Source organism: Roseobacter weihaiensis (genome assembly GCF_020622345.1).
Classification (GTDB): Bacteria; Pseudomonadota; Alphaproteobacteria; order Rhodobacterales; family Rhodobacteraceae; genus Roseobacter; species Roseobacter weihaiensis.
In genome coordinates this window covers 172,425-189,088 of sequence record NZ_JACNMO010000006.1, presented here as the reverse complement: position 1 = coordinate 189,088, position 16,664 = coordinate 172,425, and the positions used below count along the sequence as shown (strand labels likewise).

Genomic DNA, 16,664 nt, shown 5'->3' with positions numbered 1-16,664 from the left:
TTTTTCTTTGCCCGCTGCTGGTCGCAGTGCAAATTAACCGATTGGAAACCATGATGCCTTTAGCGTCTCTGCATGGCACAGGATCCAAACATTTTTGCTGAAGCGACCCTTCCGTTCTTACTGGACGAGGCAGACCCCTTGCCGTTACCCGGCGGCAAACCCCCGTCCTACATCGCGGATCACCGCAAACGGCTCCGCAGCCGTTTTATGGACGGGGGTGCCGCAGCAATGCCGGACTATGAAATGCTGGAACTGGTGCTCTTCCGCGCCATTCCGCGTCGGGATGTGAAACCTCTGGCACGGGCGCTCATGGACAGGTTCGGGGATTTCAACCGGGTGCTGACGGCCGCCCCGGCGCGGTTGCGCGATGTCCCCGGTGTGGGCGACGCTGTGGTCACGGAGCTCAAGATTGTTGAGGCGGCCGCGCACCGCATGGCGCGCGCCCGCATCCTGCAAAGCCATGTGCTCAGCAGTTGGGACGCGCTTTTGGACTACTGCCATACCACAATGGCACACCGTGAAACAGAACAGTTCCGGGTGCTCTACCTGGATCGCAAGAATACCGTTATCGCAGATGAAGAGCAGGCCAAGGGCACCGTTGATCACGTGCCCGTCTACCCCCGAGAGGTTGCGAAAAGGGCCCTGGAACTCAACGCCAGTGCGTTGATTCTGGTACATAATCATCCATCAGGCGATCCGACGCCGTCAAATGCGGACATCGATATGACCGATCAGATCAAAGCCGCATGCGGGGCTCTGGGGCTGACGCTGCATGACCACCTCATCATCGGCAAACCCACCGAGCTGAGCTTTCGCAGCGCAGGCTACCTCTAGCGCATTACCGCACCCAGATCTCGACCCGCCGATTGGCCTGTCTACCCCAGGCGCTGTCATCACAGGCCAGAGGCATCGCCTCGCCGAAAGCGTCGATCTGCAGGTCGACCTGATCCAGATCTGCCGTCTCGGCAACCTGAACCACCGCATCCCGCACGGCCTTAGCACGGGTCAACGCAATCTGACGGTTGCGATCCGCTGGCCCGTCGCCATCGCTGAAACCGATAAAGAAGAGGCGGCGTGCATCATAGCGTCCCTGCTCCAGATCGCGGGCCAGTTGCACGATGTTTGACCGCGACTGCGCATCAAGCCGGGTCTCCCCGGCCTCGAATCGAAAAGACATTGTCACCCGTTTCATCGGGCTGAGCCGGTCCATCATACGTTGCAGCTCGGACAATCCCGTTTCCCGACCTGCCGCCGCAATTGCATTGGCAAAACGGTCGCCCTGCTGGTTGATGGGCACCTCCTCGGGGGCCTGATCCACGAAGCCGGAGCGGCGGATTACAACCTGTGCCGTTGGCCCCCGCACAAAGGCCAGAAACTCACGCGCGATTTTGGGCAGGCGCCGCGCGGGGGTGTAGAGAAACATCGGCGCCGTCAGCGGGTAGTCTTCTGTCTTGATCGACCGTCGCGTCGCGCTCAGGACACGACCGCAGGGGCCCTTGAGAACAAGGGGTTGCGCATTTCCAACCTCGGCATAGCTGGCAATACCCAAGGCGAAGGGGTCGGCCAGAACCGCCTCTGCCAGCGCCTCCCCCCGGGCATGCCGGGTTACATCTCGGGACATCTCCAGCGCAACCGGGCCCAAAATCTGATCCACCGTGGCTTGACCCAGCCCGGACTGTGCGGTCGGCGCATGAAGTGCTATAGGCGCATCCGGCCCGCCAACACCAGACCAGTTCTCGATCTGGCCGGCGTAGATCAGCGCAAGATCTGCGGGCGAGATTTCCTGCACCGGGTTCTGCGGCGACACGATGGGCACCACCGCATCAAGCGCCAGAACCCGCGACCGGTTTGGCCCAGTCATATCGCCCATACCCGCTTCAAAGGCGCGATCCCGTTCTTCTGGCCTGATCTCGCGCAGGGCCATCACGATGTCCGCTTCATTGGCCAGAAGGTCGGCAAACCCTTCGTTCGTATTCGTGACCCGAAACCTGAAAAGAGCCGCCTCTTTACCCGTCTGGCTGTTGGTCAGCGTGTAGGAAAAATGAGTGGCATCCTGATCTGCGCGCCGCACCTCGTACCCGTTTCGTTGGGCAAACCCTTCCAGCAGGGCGGGCATCAGGACCGCCCCCATCGTCGCAGAGCCAGAGATCGACAGATCGGCGACATAGTCCTCCAGGTTGGGACACCCCGGCCCCGCGCATTGCACGCCGCTGCCGTCTATTGTCAGCTCGCCGTAAAGCGTCTCAAGCCGGTAGAACTCGCCATCATACCCCAGCAACGTGCCCGCGATCTCGACATTGCCATCGCGCGAGGTCAGCGTAACGTCCTGCGCACCCGCGAAACCTGCCGCCAGAAACTGTAAAAGTGCAGCACAAAGTGCAGCACAGATCGTTCGCATGGGAGAGTGTCCTGTTCCAGTCTTACTTACTGGCGACTGTCAGGTCTTGGAGCAGATTGTTCAACACCAGAAAGTCGCCAATCGCCCCGCAATTCGGCACAGCCAAGCTCATCCTCTGAGCCGATACCGCCGTGCCGCCACTGATTTCAAAAGTTTGGGCCACCACTTCGGTGCCGCAGTTGGCTGCGGTGACCTCTGTCTCAACGGTAAGGTCAACGGCGCCCTCGGTCGTGCTCAGCGCCGTGGGAAAGGTATACACCTCGGCCAAGAACGCATCCGCCATGGATGCGTCCCCCAAAACCGTCAGAAACCCGCCGCGACCTTGCGCCACCGCCGTGAAATCCCGGGCAGCCCCAGACCAGACATGACCGTCTTCGCCGTAGCTCGCACCGAACTCGCGGGCGTGAATTTGAATGCCGGTCGGGCCCTGCCACTGCACGACCACGCGATCATAGAGAGAGATGGTGTCAACATGCGTCGAAGCGGTCTTGCTGTCACCGCTGGCAAACGCAGCTTCGATGCGCACCTCTTCGGTGAGCGCCGGGATCAGCAGGTCGATCCTGCCCTCGGCTGACAGCATTTCGTGAAACGTCAGCCCCTCATGGGTCAGCAAAACATGCGATCCAGCAAAACAGGGTGCCACCAGCGTATAGGCCACCATGGCGGCGGCTGCAGGTTCTGCCATTGCAAGCGGTGTACATTCGGCAGCACTTTCAGGGTCCTGCGCAAGATCGGCTTGCGGGTTGGCACGGACTTCGGGTTCTGCAATGGGGTCAATCGTCTCGGCGGGGGCCAGCGCCTGAACCACGAAATCACCCACCTCGCGGGGTTCAGGCACATCGATGTCGGCAGATGTCAGGGTGATCGCCTTCATCTCAAGCTGCGCGCTGTCAATGGCGGGCAAGGTTCCGGCCTGCGAGACGGCGGTCGCTGGCTCTCCGACCAAAGGGGCGGTGGTAACCGGTGCTACATTACCTGTCCCATAGCGCAGTTCGACGACGTCGTCGCTTTGCATCACAAAACCGATACCAATCGCACAACCCAGCGTGCCAATCGCTGTGACTACCTCGGTCTTTCGTGACATCGTTCTGATCCCTCATTACCCCTTCGTACACGAGGTTAATGAACGGTAAACGGGGCTCAGATATGACAGCCAAAGGGTCTCATTCGGGCAAGATCAAGGCATCCGCTCAGACGAGCCGACCGTGGCAATGCTTGAATTTTTTGCCGGATCCACAGGGGCATGTCTCATTGCGACCGGGGTTGCCCCAGGTGGATTGATCCTCTTCGACAAAGCCCCCATTGGGTTGACCAGCCTCACCGCCCGCGCCCGCCATCGCCGGGGCAGCCGCCACCGCACCGGCCTGAGCGGCCGCCTGTTGCGCGCGGATTTGCTCGACCATCGCCTGTTGCTCTTCTTCCGTCATGGGGCGGATTTGCGACAGCTTTTGTGTCACGTCCTCGCGCAGACTGTCGAGCATCCCCTCAAAGAGCTGGAACGATTCGTTTTTGTATTCATTCAACGGATCGCGTTGTGCATAGCCGCGAAAACCCACAACAGAGCGCAGATGCTCCAGCGTCAGGAGGTGTTCGCGCCATTTCGCATCGATGGTCTGCAACAGCAACTGCTTTTCGATGTTGCGCATGTTCTCCGCGCCGAACTGCTCTGCCTTGTCCTTCATGTAGGCATCTGTGGAAGCCACGAGCCGGTCCCGGATCGCCTCGTCGTCCACGCCATCCTCTTCGACCCAATCCATGACCGGCACATCAACACCCAACTGTTCCTGAGCCGCCGCATAGAGGCCGTCGGCATCCCACTGGTCCGCATAGGTGTTGGGGGGCAGATACTGGTCGATCAAATCGTCGATCACCTGATGCCGCATGTCCATGGTGATCTCGGAGAGGTCCGAGGCTTCCATGATTTCGCGGCGCTGGCCAAAGATCACCTTGCGCTGTTCGTTCATCACATCGTCGAACTTCAGCAACTGTTTGCGGATGTCAAAGTTCCGGCCCTCGACCTTGGCCTGCGCACGTTCCAGCGACTTGTTGACCCAAGGGTGGATAATCGCCTCGCCTTCCTTGAGGCCAAGCGTCTTGAGGACTTTCTCAAGCCGTTCTGAACCAAAGATACGCATCAGGTCGTCTTCGAGGCTCAGAAAGAAGGACGAGCGCCCCGGGTCCCCTTGACGACCGGAACGGCCGCGCAACTGATTGTCGATCCGCCGGCTTTCATGCCGCTCGGACGCCAGCACGTAAAGTCCGCCCGCTTCCAGCACCTTGGCTTTTTCATCGGCGTGCTTGGCTTCGATCTCGGCCCGCAGGGCGTCAGGGTCGGCCTCCGGATCCTCGGCCAGTGCCGTCATCACTTGCAGATCGACGTTGCCGCCAAGCTGGATATCGGTACCACGTCCGGCCATGTTGGTTGCGATGGTAACCGCCCCCAGCTTGCCCGCATCCGCCACGATCTGCGCTTCCTGCTCGTGTTGACGGGCGTTCAGAACGTTATGTTCGACCCCGGCCGCCTTGAGCATCTCGCTGAGCATTTCGGATTTTTCGATCGAGGTCGTACCCACAAGCACCGGCTGGCCCTTGGCGTGGCTTTCCTTGATCTGCTCCAGCATTGCCTCGTATTTTTCGCGCGCGGTACGGTAGACCTGATCGTCCTCATCCACCCGTGCAATGGGCTTGTTGGTCGGCACTTCGACCACGCCGAGCCCGTAAATCTCCATGAATTCCTCGGCCTCGGTGAGGGCCGTCCCGGTCATACCCGAAAGCTTGTCGTAGAGGCGGAAATAATTCTGAAAGGTCACCGAGGCCAAGGTGATGTTCTCCGGCCGGATGGAGACGTTTTCCTTGGCTTCGATGGCCTGATGCAGACCGTCGGACAGCCGCCGCCCGGCCATCATACGACCGGTGAACTCGTCAATCAGCACGACATTGTCGTCGCGCACGATATAGTCCTTGTCGCGCTGGAACAGCTTGTGCGCCCGCAGACCCTGGTTGATGTGATGCACGACCGTGGTACTTTCGGGATCATACAGCGTCTGCCCTTCTTCGAGCAGCCCGCGGTCATGCAGCAACCCTTCAAGGAACTCGTTGCCTTCGTCGGTGAAGGTCACGTTGCGGGTCTTTTCATCCAGCTCGAAGTGATCTTCCTGCACCTCAGGAATGACCTCGTCGATGGTCTTGTACATCTCGGACCGGTCCTGCGAGGGGCCGGATATGATGAGCGGCGTGCGCGCCTCGTCGATCAGGATGCTGTCGACCTCATCCACGATGGCAAAGTTGTGGTGCTTCTGGAAAATCTGGCTGAGCTCGGGCTTCATGTTGTCGCGCAGATAATCGAACCCAAGCTCGTTGTTGGTGGCGTAGGTGATGTCGCTGTCGTAGGCGGCGCGCTTTTCGTCTTCGGGCATGTCGGAGTAGGCCACGCCGGTGGTCAGCCCCAGCACGCCAAAGACCTTGCCCATCCAGGCCGCATCCCGCTTGGCGAGGTACTCGTTGACGGTGACGATATGCACGCCCTTGCCGGTCAGCGCATTGAGATAGGCCGCAAAGGTCGCCGTCAGGGTTTTCCCTTCACCGGTCTTCTGCTCGGCGATGTTGCCCTGATGCAGGAATATCGCACCCATCAACTGCGTATCGAAGGCCCGCAGACCCAGTGCACGGCGCCCCGCCTCGCGGCAGTTGGCAAAAGCCTCTGGCAAGAGCGCATCAAGGCTTTCCCCATCAAGCGCACGCTTGCGCAGCTCTTCGGTCTTTTCCTTCAGGCCTTCGTCGCTGAGCGTCTCAAACTCCGGCTCCAGGGCATTGATCTGAGCAATCAGTGGTCGCGTTGCTTTTACTTTGCGGTCATTGGGTGAACCAAAGACCTTCTTTGCAATAGTTCCGATGCCCAGCATGCATTCTCCAGCCGATGTAGTAGGGACAGGCGCTGATCTGCTTGCTCGTCCGCGACTCAGCCCATAAGTAGAATAAGGAACGCCACTCTTGCAACGCCACTAGGGCGATGTAAGGGTCACGCCAAACCGTGTCAATGTCGCGCCCTGTCGCGTATGCTTCATAGGACCAATCCATGCAAATACATCTCAGACTTCTGGCCATTTCGCTTTTCGCTCTTGGCCTGTCAGGCCCGGCGAGCGCCCAAGAAGAGAGCACCGCACCCGATGCAGACACCGTCGTGGCCACTGTCAACGGGGAGGATATAACGCTCGGCCACATGATCGCCGCACGCGCCACGCTGGACCAGCGCTATGACCAGTTTCCGCCGCAGGAACTCTGGAACGGCATTCTGCAACAACTCATTCAGCAGACCGCCCTGGCGCAATCCATCGAATCGCTGCCGCCGCTGATTGCCCTCACACTTGAGAACGAGCAGCGCTCTCTCAAGGCCGGGGAAGCCATCGAGCGCCAGCTTGCCGAAGCCGTGACCGAAGAAGACATCCAAGCGGCCTATGATGCCGCCTATGGCAATATCGATCCGGAGGAAGAGTTCAACGCCTCGCACATCCTCGTTGAGACCGAAGAGGAAGCCATCGCCGTCAAGGAAGAGATAGACGGCGGGGCCAATTTCGCCGCCACCGCCCGCGAGAAATCGACCGGACCCTCGGGCCCGAACGGCGGCGAACTGGGATGGTTCGGCACGGGCATGATGGTACCCGCGTTCGAGGCCGCGACCATCGCGCTGGAGGTGGGTGAGGTTTCCGACCCGGTGCAGACCCAGTTTGGCTGGCACATCATTACCCTCAACGACACCCGCCAGGCGGAAATTCCGGCGCTGGAGGATGTACGCACCGAGCTTCAGAACAACCTGACAACCGCCGCCGCGACCGAAATCATCACCAAAGCGGGCGAGCAGGCCGAGGTCGAAATGCCGGAAACGGACGCATTGGACCCGTCGATTTTGACCCAGCGGGACATTCTGGAATAAGCATATATGGCCAAGATTACTGCTGTCTCGCCGCTTGCCCCGGCGCGGTTTCCTGTGCTGCCGGTGATAAAGGGCGCGGCTTTTTCCTCAATCGCCTCCGGGGTGAAGTATCAGGGCCGTACGGATGTCATGTTGGCCAAACTCTGCCCTGGCACGGCAATTGCCGGGGTCTTTACCCGGTCGGCCACACGGGCGGCACCCGTTCTGGATTGTCAGGCCAAACTGGGCAAACCTGCTCAGGCCGGGGCGGCGATCGTGGTGAATTCGGGCAATGCCAACGCCTTCACCGGGCGTCATGGGGCAGAGGCCGTGACTGCTATCACCCAGGCGACCGCCGAGGCCTGTGATGTGCCCGAGGCGCGTGTTTTTACCGGCTCCACCGGTGTGATCGGGGAACCGCTGCCCTTTGACCGCATCACCGCGCATCTGAAGCAGCTGGCCGAAAACCTGGATGAAGGCCGGATCGAGGATGCCGCCCGCGCCATCATGACCACCGATACTTTTCCCAAAGGGGCGCAGGCGCAGGTCGAGGTTGCGGGTCAAACCGTGTCCATTGCCGGTATCGCCAAGGGCTCGGGCATGATCGCGCCTGATATGGCGACGATGCTGGTCTATATCTTCACCGATGGTCTGATTGGGCAGTCTGAATTGCAAAAGCTCGTCTCGGCCCACACCGACAAGACATTCAATTGTATCACCGTGGACAGCGATACCTCGACCTCGGACAGTTTGATCGTGGCGGCCACCGGCGCATCAGGTGTCGATGTCTCAGAGAGCCCAGCCTTTTCCCGGGCGCTGCATCAGGTGATGCTTGAGCTTGCGCATCTGGTTGTGCGGGACGGCGAAGGGGCCACCAAGTTCGTCGAGGTTCAGGTCACCGGGGCCATGTCGGACAAGGATGCCAAGATCCACGGGTTGGCCATCGCAAACTCACCCCTGGTCAAGACCGCTATCGCCGGTGAAGATCCCAATTGGGGACGCGTGGTGATGGCCGTCGGCAAATCGGGGGCAGCCGCAGATCGCGACCGTTTGTCGATCCGTTTCGGTGAGACCGTGGTCGCGGAAAAGGGATGGGTCAGCCCCGACTATAACGAAGCCGACGCGGCCGCGCATATGAAAGGTCAGAACGTACACATCGCAGTGGATGTCGGATTGGGCGATGGGGCTGCCACCGTCTGGACCTGCGACCTGACCCATGGCTACATCGAGATCAACGCGGATTACCGATCCTGAAAGCCGGGGGGCACGGCATGAAAACAATCCTGGTGTCAGCGGTGGCGCTGATTGATATTGACGGGCGGGTCTTGCTGGCACAGCGACCCGAAGGGAAATCCATGGAAGGGCTATGGGAGTTTCCCGGCGGCAAGGTCGAGCCCGGTGAAACGCCCGAGATCGCGTTGATTCGGGAGCTTGAAGAAGAGCTTGGCATCAACACATGGCAATCCTGCCTTGCCCCGCTGAGTTTCGCGAGCCACAGCTACGAGAACTTCCATCTGCTGATGCCGCTTTTTGCCTGCCGTAAATGGGAAGGCACGCCGATATCACGGGAGAATCAGGCGTTGAAATGGGTGCGCGCCAAGGATCTGAAAAACTACCCAATGCCAGAGGCGGACATTCCGCTGATTCCAGTTTTACGAGACCTGCTCTGAATCACTGGCGGATTATCGCCGATGCTGAAATGATCGTTAACACTTTATTATTTTGTTTATGACAATTTGAAACGCACAACTTATATTAGAAACATGTCAATTTCCTGGGGAGGAGAGACATGCTTAGAACGATTACGGTAGGAAGTGCAGTTTCAATCCAAGGCACCTATGTCAGGGCATTACCCGATGGCAGAATCGTGGTGCGCGTGGATAATTCTACCTACGCAGGCATACCGGTCACTCAAGCAGCCTGACACGATGTGAGAGGCGAGTAGCACGGAAAAAAGGGGCAGCAAACACTGCCCCTTTTTTCAATTTAATCAATGGTTTGTACTAGTTCAAGGTCCGCGTAATTTCTTCGCGCTCAAAGATTTCGATCACGTCGTCGGCGCGAATATCATCGTAGTTCTCAAAGGCCATACCGCATTCCTGACCTGACTGCACTTCGGCAACCTCATCCTTGAAACGCTTGAGGGTCTTGAGTGTGCCTTCGTGGATTACGACATTGTCCCGCAGCAACCGGACGCCTGCAGACCGCCTTGCGACGCCTTCGGTGACCAGACAACCGGCGACTTTGCCCACACCTGTGACCTTGAAAACCTCCTTGATGGTCGCGTATCCGATGAAGTTTTCGCGGATTTCCGCCGATAGCAAACCGGAAGCCGCAGCTTTCACATCATCCACCAGATCATAGATCACCGAATAATAGCGAATCTCGACACCCTTCTGATTGGCCGTGTTCCGCGCCGACGCATTTGCCCGCACGTTAAAGCCCATGATCGGCGCATTTGACGCCTCAGCCAGACCCACATCCGTTTCAGTGATCGCGCCAACCCCCGAATGCAACACGCGCACGCGGACCTCGTCGTTGCCGATCTTTTCCATCGCCTGCACGATGGCTTCGGCAGACCCCTGTACATCGGCTTTCACCAGAATGGGCAGCTCGCTGACGTTCTCGTCTGCCTTGGCATTTGCCATCAACTGCTCGAGCGTTGTCGCAGCCCCGGCTGCCGCGCGTTTGTCCTTGGCCGCATTTTCGCGGTAAGACGCAATCTCACGGGCCTGTGCTTCGGTCTCGGTCACGTTCAGGACGTCACCTGCTTCGGGCGTCCCATTCAGGCCAAGCACTTCGACAGGCACCGAGGGCCCGGCCTCTTTCACCCGGTCGCCCTGATCGTTGATGAGCGCACGGACCTTCCCGTATTGCTCCCCCACCACAAAGATATCGCCCTGACGCAAGGTGCCGTTCTGAACCAGAACAGTGGCAACTGGGCCCCGGCCCACATCCAACTGCGCCTCGATCACCGCGCCCTGGGCGGCCCGGTCCGGGTTCGCCTTCAGTTCAAGAATTTCCGCTTGCAGCGCAATGGCTTCAAGCAATTCATCAAGGCCCTGCCCGGTGATTGCAGACACCTCAACATCCTGCACGTCGCCGGACATCTTCTCGACGATCACCTCATGCTGAAGCAGATCGGTACGAACCTTGTCAGGGTCTGCCGCCGGGCGGTCGATCTTGTTGATCGCCACGATCATTGGCACCTCGGCCGCCTTGGCGTGGTTGATCGCCTCGATGGTCTGCGGCATGACCGCGTCATCCGCAGCCACCACCAACACCACGATATCCGTCACCTGCGCCCCGCGGGACCGCATCGACGTAAAGGCCGCGTGACCCGGCGTATCAAGGAAGCTCAACACCTGGCCACTATCAGTTGTCACCTGATAGGCACCAATGTGCTGGGTGATCCCGCCTGCTTCGCCGGCCACAACCTTTGCGTTGCGGATGGCGTCCAAAAGAGAGGTCTTGCCGTGGTCGACGTGCCCCATGATCGTAATGACCGGGGGCCGGGATTTGAGGTCTTTTTCATCGTCCTCGACCTCGTTGATCACATCTTCGACGTCCGCATCGGAGACCCGCACCACCTTGTGGCCAAACTCTTCGATGATGAGCTCGGCAGTGTCGGCATCAATGGTTTCGTTCTGCGTCACCATCAGGCCGTTGTTCATAAGGGCTTTGACGACCTCACCAACGCGTTCCGCCATACGGTTTGCCAGCTCGGAGACGACAATCGCTTCGGGCAATTGCACGTCCCGGACAACCTTTTCGCGCTCAACCGTACCGCCCATGGCTTTCTGACGGGCCCGTTCCTGCTTGCGCTTCATCGCAGCCATCGACCGCTGGCGACCGCCGTCGCGACCAGACAGCGCCTGGTTCAGCGTCAGTTTGCCGGAGCGGCGATTGTCTTCCCCAGACTTGCCGCCACGCTTGTTGTTGTCGCGGTCACGGTCCTGCTGCTTGCGGGGCGCGCTCTCGGGGGCCTTGGTGCTGGTCGGACGGGCGACCACGGGTTCTTCGGCAGGCGCCGCCGCCGCCTTGGCTGCCGCTTCGGCTTCTTCCTTGCGGCGCGCGTCCTCTTCCGCCTTGGCTTTCAGGCTCTCCTCGCGCTCACGCTCTACGCGCTCTTTCTCCTCCTGCTCGGCCCGGCGGCGTTCGCGATCTTCGGCGCGCGCCTTCTCTTCAGCCTCGCGGGCAGCCGCCTCTTCGGTCTCACGTGCTTTGGCAGCCTGAACCGCTTTCAGCCGGCGCTCCATCTCGGCATCGCTGATGCCGGCGGGCCGCTTGGACGGATCCCCGATTGTCGTGCCACCGTTCCCGGCCCCTTTTGCGGCACCCGCTTTGGGCACCACAACGCGCTTGCGTTTGGTCTCAACCACGACGTTTTTGGTCCGCCCGTGGCTAAAGCTCTGCTTTACGTTGCCCGGACGTGGAGCACCGCCGCGTAGACCCAATGTTTTTTTGCCGTCAGTATCGCTCATGAAGCTCGTCTATCCTTTCGGATGGCCCTTGCCACCCTCGTTTACGCGCACGCCTTTAAGTCGTTGGGCTTCCTCTACAACACGTTGCGTGAGTCCACCAGAGGCGAGCGCCCCATGTATCACAGTTTGCCGTCCAAATGCCAAACCCAATTCATCTGCCGTCAACCAGCCAATATATGACCCGTAGTGCGGCGTACTCAATTTCGATTTGCCCCGACCGGAGCCGTCAACCGCCTGAATGAGAACCTCTGCCTCTTCCATCTGCAGCCACGTTTTTACCTTCTCAAAACCAGCAACCGCTTTACCCGCCTTGCGCTGGAGCGAGATCAAATCCACCACCCGGCGGGCAAGCTGTGTCTCGACCTCGTCGATCAGATTGTCTGGCACCTTGACCGGCGATTTCGCTGAGCGCGCAAAAAGACCCTTCCGCGCGGCTTTGTCAATCGCCGCACGATCAGCAGAAACATATATACCACGTCCCGGCAGTTTGCCCAGAATATCCGGCACAATCTGCCTGTCCGGCCCAACCACGAAACGGATGAGCCCATATTTGGGTTGCACCTCGCCTGTGGCAATGCACTTGCGGTCGGGACCGTCACCGCGGTCTTTGGGAGCGCCACCGCGACCCATCCTGAGACCCCGAGGCCTGAAATCAGACCTCGGCTTCCTCCGTCTCTTCGACGTCCGCAGCGTCCTCTGCGGCGTCCGCCTCCAGATCAGCCGGATCGACCCAGCCCAACATCACGCGCGCTGTCATAATCAGGTCCTGCGCTTCCTCCAACGAAACATCAAAGGGTTCCAGAACGCCATCGTCTTTCACCCGCTCACCATCAACGCTTGTCCAGCCACCGGCCAGTTCCCAATCTGCGCAGGTTGCGAAGTCTTCCAGCGTTTTGACGTCATCCTTCGCCAATGCCTCAATCATCTGGGGCGTGAGGCCCTCAAATTCAACCAGGCTGTCTTCAACGCCCATGCTGCGGGCGTTCTCCAGCGCCGCTTTGTTCTGTGCCTCAAGCACGTCGCGGGCGCGGGCCTGAAGCTCATTGGCGGTGTCCTCATCGACACCATCGATGACCAGCAGTTCGTCAATCTCCACGTAGGCCACCTCTTCGAGGTTGGAGAAGCCTTCGGAGACCAGAAGCTGGGCAAAGAACTCATCCAGGTCGAGATTGTCGACAAAGAGCTTGGTGCGCAGTTCGAACTCGGCCTGACGGCGCGCGCTTTCCTGCTCTTCGGTCATGATGTCGATGTCGAGACCGGTCAGCTGGCTGGCCAGCCGCACGTTCTGACCGCGGCGGCCAATCGCGAGGCTGAGCTGCTCTTCCGGCACCACGACCTCGATCTTGCCCGCTTCCTCGTCCAGAACCACCTTGGAGACTTCCGCCGGTTGCAACGCGTTCACAAGGAAGGTCGGCTGGTCTTCGTTCCAGGGGATGATGTCTATCTTTTCGCCCTGCAGCTCGTTCACCACGGCCTGCACGCGAGAGCCGCGCATCCCCACACAGGCGCCCACCGGATCGATGGAGTTATCATAGGAAATCACGGCGATCTTGGCCCGGCTGCCGGGGTCACGGGCAACCGCCTTGATCTCGATAATGCCATCATAGATTTCCGGCACTTCCATCTTGAAAAGCTCAGCCATGAATTCGGGTGCTGTCCGGCTGAGGAAAATCTGCGGGCCACGCTGTTCGCGGCGCACATCCTTGATGTAGACCCGGATACGGTCGTTGGGCCGGTAGCTTTCGCGCCCGATCTTTTCGTTGCGGCGCAGGATCGCTTCGCCCGCGCCCACATCGACGATGACGTTGCCGTATTCCTCGCGCTTGACCTGGCCATTGATGATGGTGCCCGCGCGATCCTTGAATTCCTCGAACTGGCGATCCCGCTCGGCCTCGCGCACTTTTTGCAGAATCACCTGTTTGGCGGATTGCGCGGCGATGCGGCCCATCTCAACCGGGGGGACTTCCTCGACAAAGGTATCGCCCACCTTGGGGTCATCCAGATATTGCTTGGCCTGCTCGACCGTGAACTCGGCCTGATAATTCTCAAGCTCCTCTTCCTCAACCACGGTGCGCACGCGGGTAAATGTAGCGCGGCCGGTCTTGCGGTCGATGTGCACGCGAATGTCCATCTCCGCGCCGTAACGGGACTTGGCCGCGCGGGCGAGTGATTCCTCCATCGCCTCGACCACCAGACCGGGATCGATCATCTTTTCGCGGGCCACAGCCTCGGCGGTTTGCAATAACTCAAGCTGGTTTGCGGACGTAATCGCCATTTACCTATCTCCCTCAGCGGAATGATCCGTGTCTAATTCGTCGGATATTTCGTCAAACTTGGTTTCGTCGATTGCGCCCGCGGCCTTACGCTGGCGCAGCATTTCCTTGATCAGATCATCTGTCAGCACGAGCTTGGCGTCAGACAACCACTCGAATTTCAGCCCGATCGTGCCCTCATCCACATTGATGAGAACCTCATCCTCTTCGATGCCCGCCAGCGCGCCCTTGAAGCGCCGGCGCCCGTCGATCATCTCCGCCGTCTCGATCTTGGCCTCGTAACCTTCGAACATCTCGAAGTCTTTCAGCCGGGTCAGCGGGCGGTCGATGCCGGGGCTGGAAACCTCGAGCGTGTATTCGTCCAGAATCGGGTCTTCGACATCGAGAACCGCCCCAACCGCCTGGCTGATCTCGCCACAATCGTCGACCTCGATGCCGCCGTCGGGCTTGTCCGCCATGATCTGAAGCGTCGTGGACTTGCCCGACATCAGCCGCACACGCACCAGTTCAAACCCCATATCCTCGATCACCGGGGTGATGATCTCGGCCATGCGACGGTCGATGGCAGCTTTGGCAATCAGGTCGTTTGTCATCGGTCTTTCAAGGTTTCCATCAGGCACAAAAAAAACGGGCGCGCGGCCCGTTTGAATTTTCGGTGGGCTTTCGGTTTGGACCCGAGAGCGCCGCTGTTGAAGGTGATATAGCCCTCCGGCACAGTCACCGCAACCCCCCTTGTCTCAGGCCATCCACCACCGTTCTGCCGCGCGCAGGTTATCCATCGGCCAGCGTGATCCGACCTGCGCCGGCAGCGCCAGGCAATCATCCACCGCCGTGGTCATGAAATGCTCTTCCGGCAGAACCGTGATCCCCGCAAGATCCTGTAAATCGGCAGTATGGGTCAGATCGGCGGCATCCACGTAATGCTCACGCAGGGCTTCGGCCCGAACGGCGTCTGACGAAAGAGCCACAAGTTCAACCGTATCGAACCAGCCGGCCTGACCATCCTTGTAGTGATGCTCGACCCGGTGAGCCAGCACCTGCCGTCCCGGCTGGAACCGGTGCAGACGGTAGAGCCCAGTGCCGATCCCGTCAGCCATCGCCTGCGCCATGTTACCCGCCGGGTAGATGACCAGACGCGGGTCAGACAGGCGGTAGGGGAAATCCGGGTCACCCGCATGCAGCACAATTCGCAACCGGTCGGGGCCCTGCGCCTCGTTCTCCGCCACATCCGACAGCAGCGTTGAGCAATGCAGATCGAAGGACGTGACAACATCCCGCGCAGTAAAGCGACGGCCATCGTGGAAATCGACCCCGTCGCGCAGCTGAAAGGTCCAGACGCGGGCATCCGCATTGCCCTGCCAGCCGATGGCAAGCTCGCCGCGCAGGGTCCCGTCCGCGGCCACTTCGGTCAGGGTGTCAAAGATCGTCCCGACCATGGCCACCTGCATAAAGAGCCCGTGATCCTGTGTGACGTCAAAGCGATCCTGCCGCGACGCCCCCGACAACGCCGCCCGCAGGCGTCCGCCGCGTGCGGGACCCGCCTGCGCCGACAGGCCCGTGGCCGCCAGCAGGGCTGCCGCCGCACCCGAAGCAAAAAGCGCCCGGCGGTCGATAAAGGGTCGTCGAGTCATCTTCCCGCAATCCTGTCCATGGTGCGCACCAGCTCTGCGCTGATGCCCGGTTCGGAAAGCGCGTGACCTGCGTTGCGCACCATCTTCAGCTCGCAATTGTCCCACGCGTCCGCCAGCGCATAGGCACTGGTGGGCGGGCAGATCATATCATACCGCCCCTGCACAATCACGCCTGGAATATGCGCAATCCGACCGACATGGGCCATGATCTGGCCATCAAAGCTCAAAAAACCCGCGTTGGAGAAGTAGTGATTCTCCAGCCGCGCAAAGGCCCGGGCGTATTCACCGGGGCTGTCCCCGATGGTGCCGGAGGAATGAATCGACGCCAGCGCATTCTCCCAACCGGACCACGCTTTGGCGTAGCGCGTCTCTTGCGACATATCCCCCGAAAAGAGCCGCTGCCGGTAGGCTTCGATCAGGTCCCCCTGTTCGTCCTCCGGGATCAGCGAGGTAAACCGCTCCCAAACTTCCGGCCAGAATTTTCCGGCCCCGCCGCCGTAGAACCAGTCAAGCTCCGCCTGGGTCATCAGGAAGACACCGCGCAGCACCAGGTGACTGACATGGGCAGGATGCGCCTGTGCATAGATTAGGGCCAGGGTGGCCCCCCAGCTGCCGCCAAAGACGACCCAACTGTCGATCTCCAGCGTGCGGCGGATCAGTTCGATGTCATCGACGAGATGCCAGGTTGTATTATGGGTCACGCTGGCATGGGGCCGCGACCGGCCGCAGCCGCGCTGATCAAAGAGAATCACCCGGTAGACCTCAGGGTCGAAATAGCGCCGCATTGCTGGGCTGCATCCACCCCCCGGACCGCCATGAAAAACAATCACCGGCAGGCCCTCGGGATTGCCGCATTGCTCCATATAGACCCGATGCCCCTGGCCCACGTCGATCATCCGCTGATCGAAAGGATCGATCGGCGGGTAGAGATATTGCACTGCGCGCTTTTGGTCCGGGAACTTGTCCATT

13 protein-coding genes are annotated in these 16,664 nt (G+C 60.0%); 4 read left to right on the top strand and 9 right to left on the bottom strand.

Annotated features, from left to right (window positions below):
- Positions 1 to 72: 72 nt before the first annotated feature.
- Complete coding sequence (gene radC, locus H7847_RS09395; protein ID WP_227269221.1) at positions 73 to 834, top strand: RadC family protein; 762 nt, start codon at positions 73 to 75, stop codon at positions 832 to 834.
- Positions 835 to 838: 4 nt separating this feature from the next.
- On the opposite strand, the gene H7847_RS09390 is transcribed toward radC, so the two are convergent.
- From H7847_RS09390 to secA, 3 genes are all read right to left on the bottom strand, one after another.
- Positions 839 to 2,398 (bottom strand): substrate-binding domain-containing protein, encoded by a 1,560-nt coding sequence (locus H7847_RS09390; RefSeq protein WP_227269220.1) that lies wholly within the window; start codon positions 2,396 to 2,398, stop codon positions 839 to 841.
- Between the two features lie 22 nt (positions 2,399 to 2,420).
- Positions 2,421 to 3,482: a hypothetical protein gene (locus H7847_RS09385; RefSeq protein ID WP_227269219.1), complete on the bottom strand. Its 1,062-nt coding sequence runs from the start codon at positions 3,480 to 3,482 to the stop codon at positions 2,421 to 2,423.
- Between the two features lie 106 nt (positions 3,483 to 3,588).
- A complete protein-coding gene (secA, locus tag H7847_RS09380) occupies positions 3,589 to 6,300 on the bottom strand; it encodes a preprotein translocase subunit SecA (protein WP_227269218.1) in 2,712 nt (903 codons plus the stop codon).
- Positions 6,301 to 6,473: 173 nt separating this feature from the next.
- On the opposite strand from secA, the gene H7847_RS09375 reads away from it, so the two are divergent.
- The 3 genes from H7847_RS09375 to H7847_RS09365 are packed head-to-tail and all read left to right on the top strand — an operon-like array spanning position 6,474 to position 8,977.
- Positions 6,474 to 7,328 carry a peptidylprolyl isomerase gene (locus tag H7847_RS09375; protein ID WP_227269217.1) on the top strand — a complete coding sequence of 285 codons (855 nt, stop codon included), beginning with the start codon at positions 6,474 to 6,476 and terminating at the stop codon, positions 7,326 to 7,328.
- Positions 7,329 to 7,334: 6 nt separating this feature from the next.
- Complete coding sequence (gene argJ / locus H7847_RS09370) at positions 7,335 to 8,561, top strand: bifunctional glutamate N-acetyltransferase/amino-acid acetyltransferase ArgJ (protein WP_227269216.1); 1,227 nt, start codon at positions 7,335 to 7,337, stop codon at positions 8,559 to 8,561.
- A 17-nt stretch (positions 8,562 to 8,578) separates the two neighbouring features.
- Complete coding sequence (locus tag H7847_RS09365) at positions 8,579 to 8,977, top strand: (deoxy)nucleoside triphosphate pyrophosphohydrolase (protein ID WP_227269215.1); 399 nt, start codon at positions 8,579 to 8,581, stop codon at positions 8,975 to 8,977.
- A 333-nt stretch (positions 8,978 to 9,310) separates the two neighbouring features.
- On the opposite strand, the gene infB is transcribed toward H7847_RS09365, so the two are convergent.
- The 6 genes from infB to pip form a co-directional block, all read right to left on the bottom strand.
- The gene (infB, locus tag H7847_RS09360; protein WP_227269214.1) at positions 9,311 to 11,791 is read right to left on the bottom strand and encodes a translation initiation factor IF-2; all 2,481 of its coding nucleotides are present in this window, start codon (positions 11,789 to 11,791) and stop codon (positions 9,311 to 9,313) included.
- A 9-nt stretch (positions 11,792 to 11,800) separates the two neighbouring features.
- Positions 11,801 to 12,421, bottom strand: a complete 621-nt coding sequence (locus tag H7847_RS09355; RefSeq protein ID WP_227269213.1) for an RNA-binding protein — start codon at positions 12,419 to 12,421, stop codon at positions 11,801 to 11,803.
- A gap of 22 nt (positions 12,422 to 12,443) precedes the next feature.
- The gene (gene nusA / locus H7847_RS09350; protein WP_227269212.1) at positions 12,444 to 14,066 is read right to left on the bottom strand and encodes a transcription termination factor NusA; all 1,623 of its coding nucleotides are present in this window, start codon (positions 14,064 to 14,066) and stop codon (positions 12,444 to 12,446) included.
- Complete coding sequence (gene rimP / locus H7847_RS09345) at positions 14,067 to 14,657, bottom strand: ribosome maturation factor RimP (protein WP_227269211.1); 591 nt, start codon at positions 14,655 to 14,657, stop codon at positions 14,067 to 14,069.
- 144 nt (positions 14,658 to 14,801) lie between these two features.
- Positions 14,802 to 15,695, bottom strand: a complete 894-nt coding sequence (locus tag H7847_RS09340) for an ABC transporter substrate-binding protein (protein ID WP_227269210.1) — start codon at positions 15,693 to 15,695, stop codon at positions 14,802 to 14,804.
- Positions 15,692 to 16,663, bottom strand: a complete 972-nt coding sequence (pip, locus tag H7847_RS09335; RefSeq protein WP_227269209.1) for a prolyl aminopeptidase — start codon at positions 16,661 to 16,663, stop codon at positions 15,692 to 15,694. Before pip ends, H7847_RS09340 begins: the two co-directional genes overlap by 4 nt.
- Between the last annotated feature and the right edge of the window lies 1 nt (position 16,664).

Coding starts and splice junctions, on each gene's coding strand:
- radC (WP_227269221.1), top strand. CDS start 73: ATGGCACAGGATCCAAACATTTTTGCTGAAGCGACCCTTCCGTTCTTA.
- H7847_RS09390 (WP_227269220.1), bottom strand. CDS start 2,398: ATGCGAACGATCTGTGCTGCACTTTGTGCTGCACTTTTACAGTTTCTG.
- H7847_RS09385 (WP_227269219.1), bottom strand. CDS start 3,482: ATGTCACGAAAGACCGAGGTAGTCACAGCGATTGGCACGCTGGGTTGT.
- secA (WP_227269218.1), bottom strand. CDS start 6,300: ATGCTGGGCATCGGAACTATTGCAAAGAAGGTCTTTGGTTCACCCAAT.
- H7847_RS09375 (WP_227269217.1), top strand. CDS start 6,474: ATGCAAATACATCTCAGACTTCTGGCCATTTCGCTTTTCGCTCTTGGC.
- argJ (WP_227269216.1), top strand. CDS start 7,335: ATGGCCAAGATTACTGCTGTCTCGCCGCTTGCCCCGGCGCGGTTTCCT.
- H7847_RS09365 (WP_227269215.1), top strand. CDS start 8,579: ATGAAAACAATCCTGGTGTCAGCGGTGGCGCTGATTGATATTGACGGG.
- infB (WP_227269214.1), bottom strand. CDS start 11,791: ATGAGCGATACTGACGGCAAAAAAACATTGGGTCTACGCGGCGGTGCT.
- H7847_RS09355 (WP_227269213.1), bottom strand. CDS start 12,421: ATGGGTCGCGGTGGCGCTCCCAAAGACCGCGGTGACGGTCCCGACCGC.
- nusA (WP_227269212.1), bottom strand. CDS start 14,066: ATGGCGATTACGTCCGCAAACCAGCTTGAGTTATTGCAAACCGCCGAG.
- rimP (WP_227269211.1), bottom strand. CDS start 14,657: ATGACAAACGACCTGATTGCCAAAGCTGCCATCGACCGTCGCATGGCC.
- H7847_RS09340 (WP_227269210.1), bottom strand. CDS start 15,695: ATGACTCGACGACCCTTTATCGACCGCCGGGCGCTTTTTGCTTCGGGT.
- pip (WP_227269209.1), bottom strand. CDS start 16,663: ATGGACAAGTTCCCGGACCAAAAGCGCGCAGTGCAATATCTCTACCCG.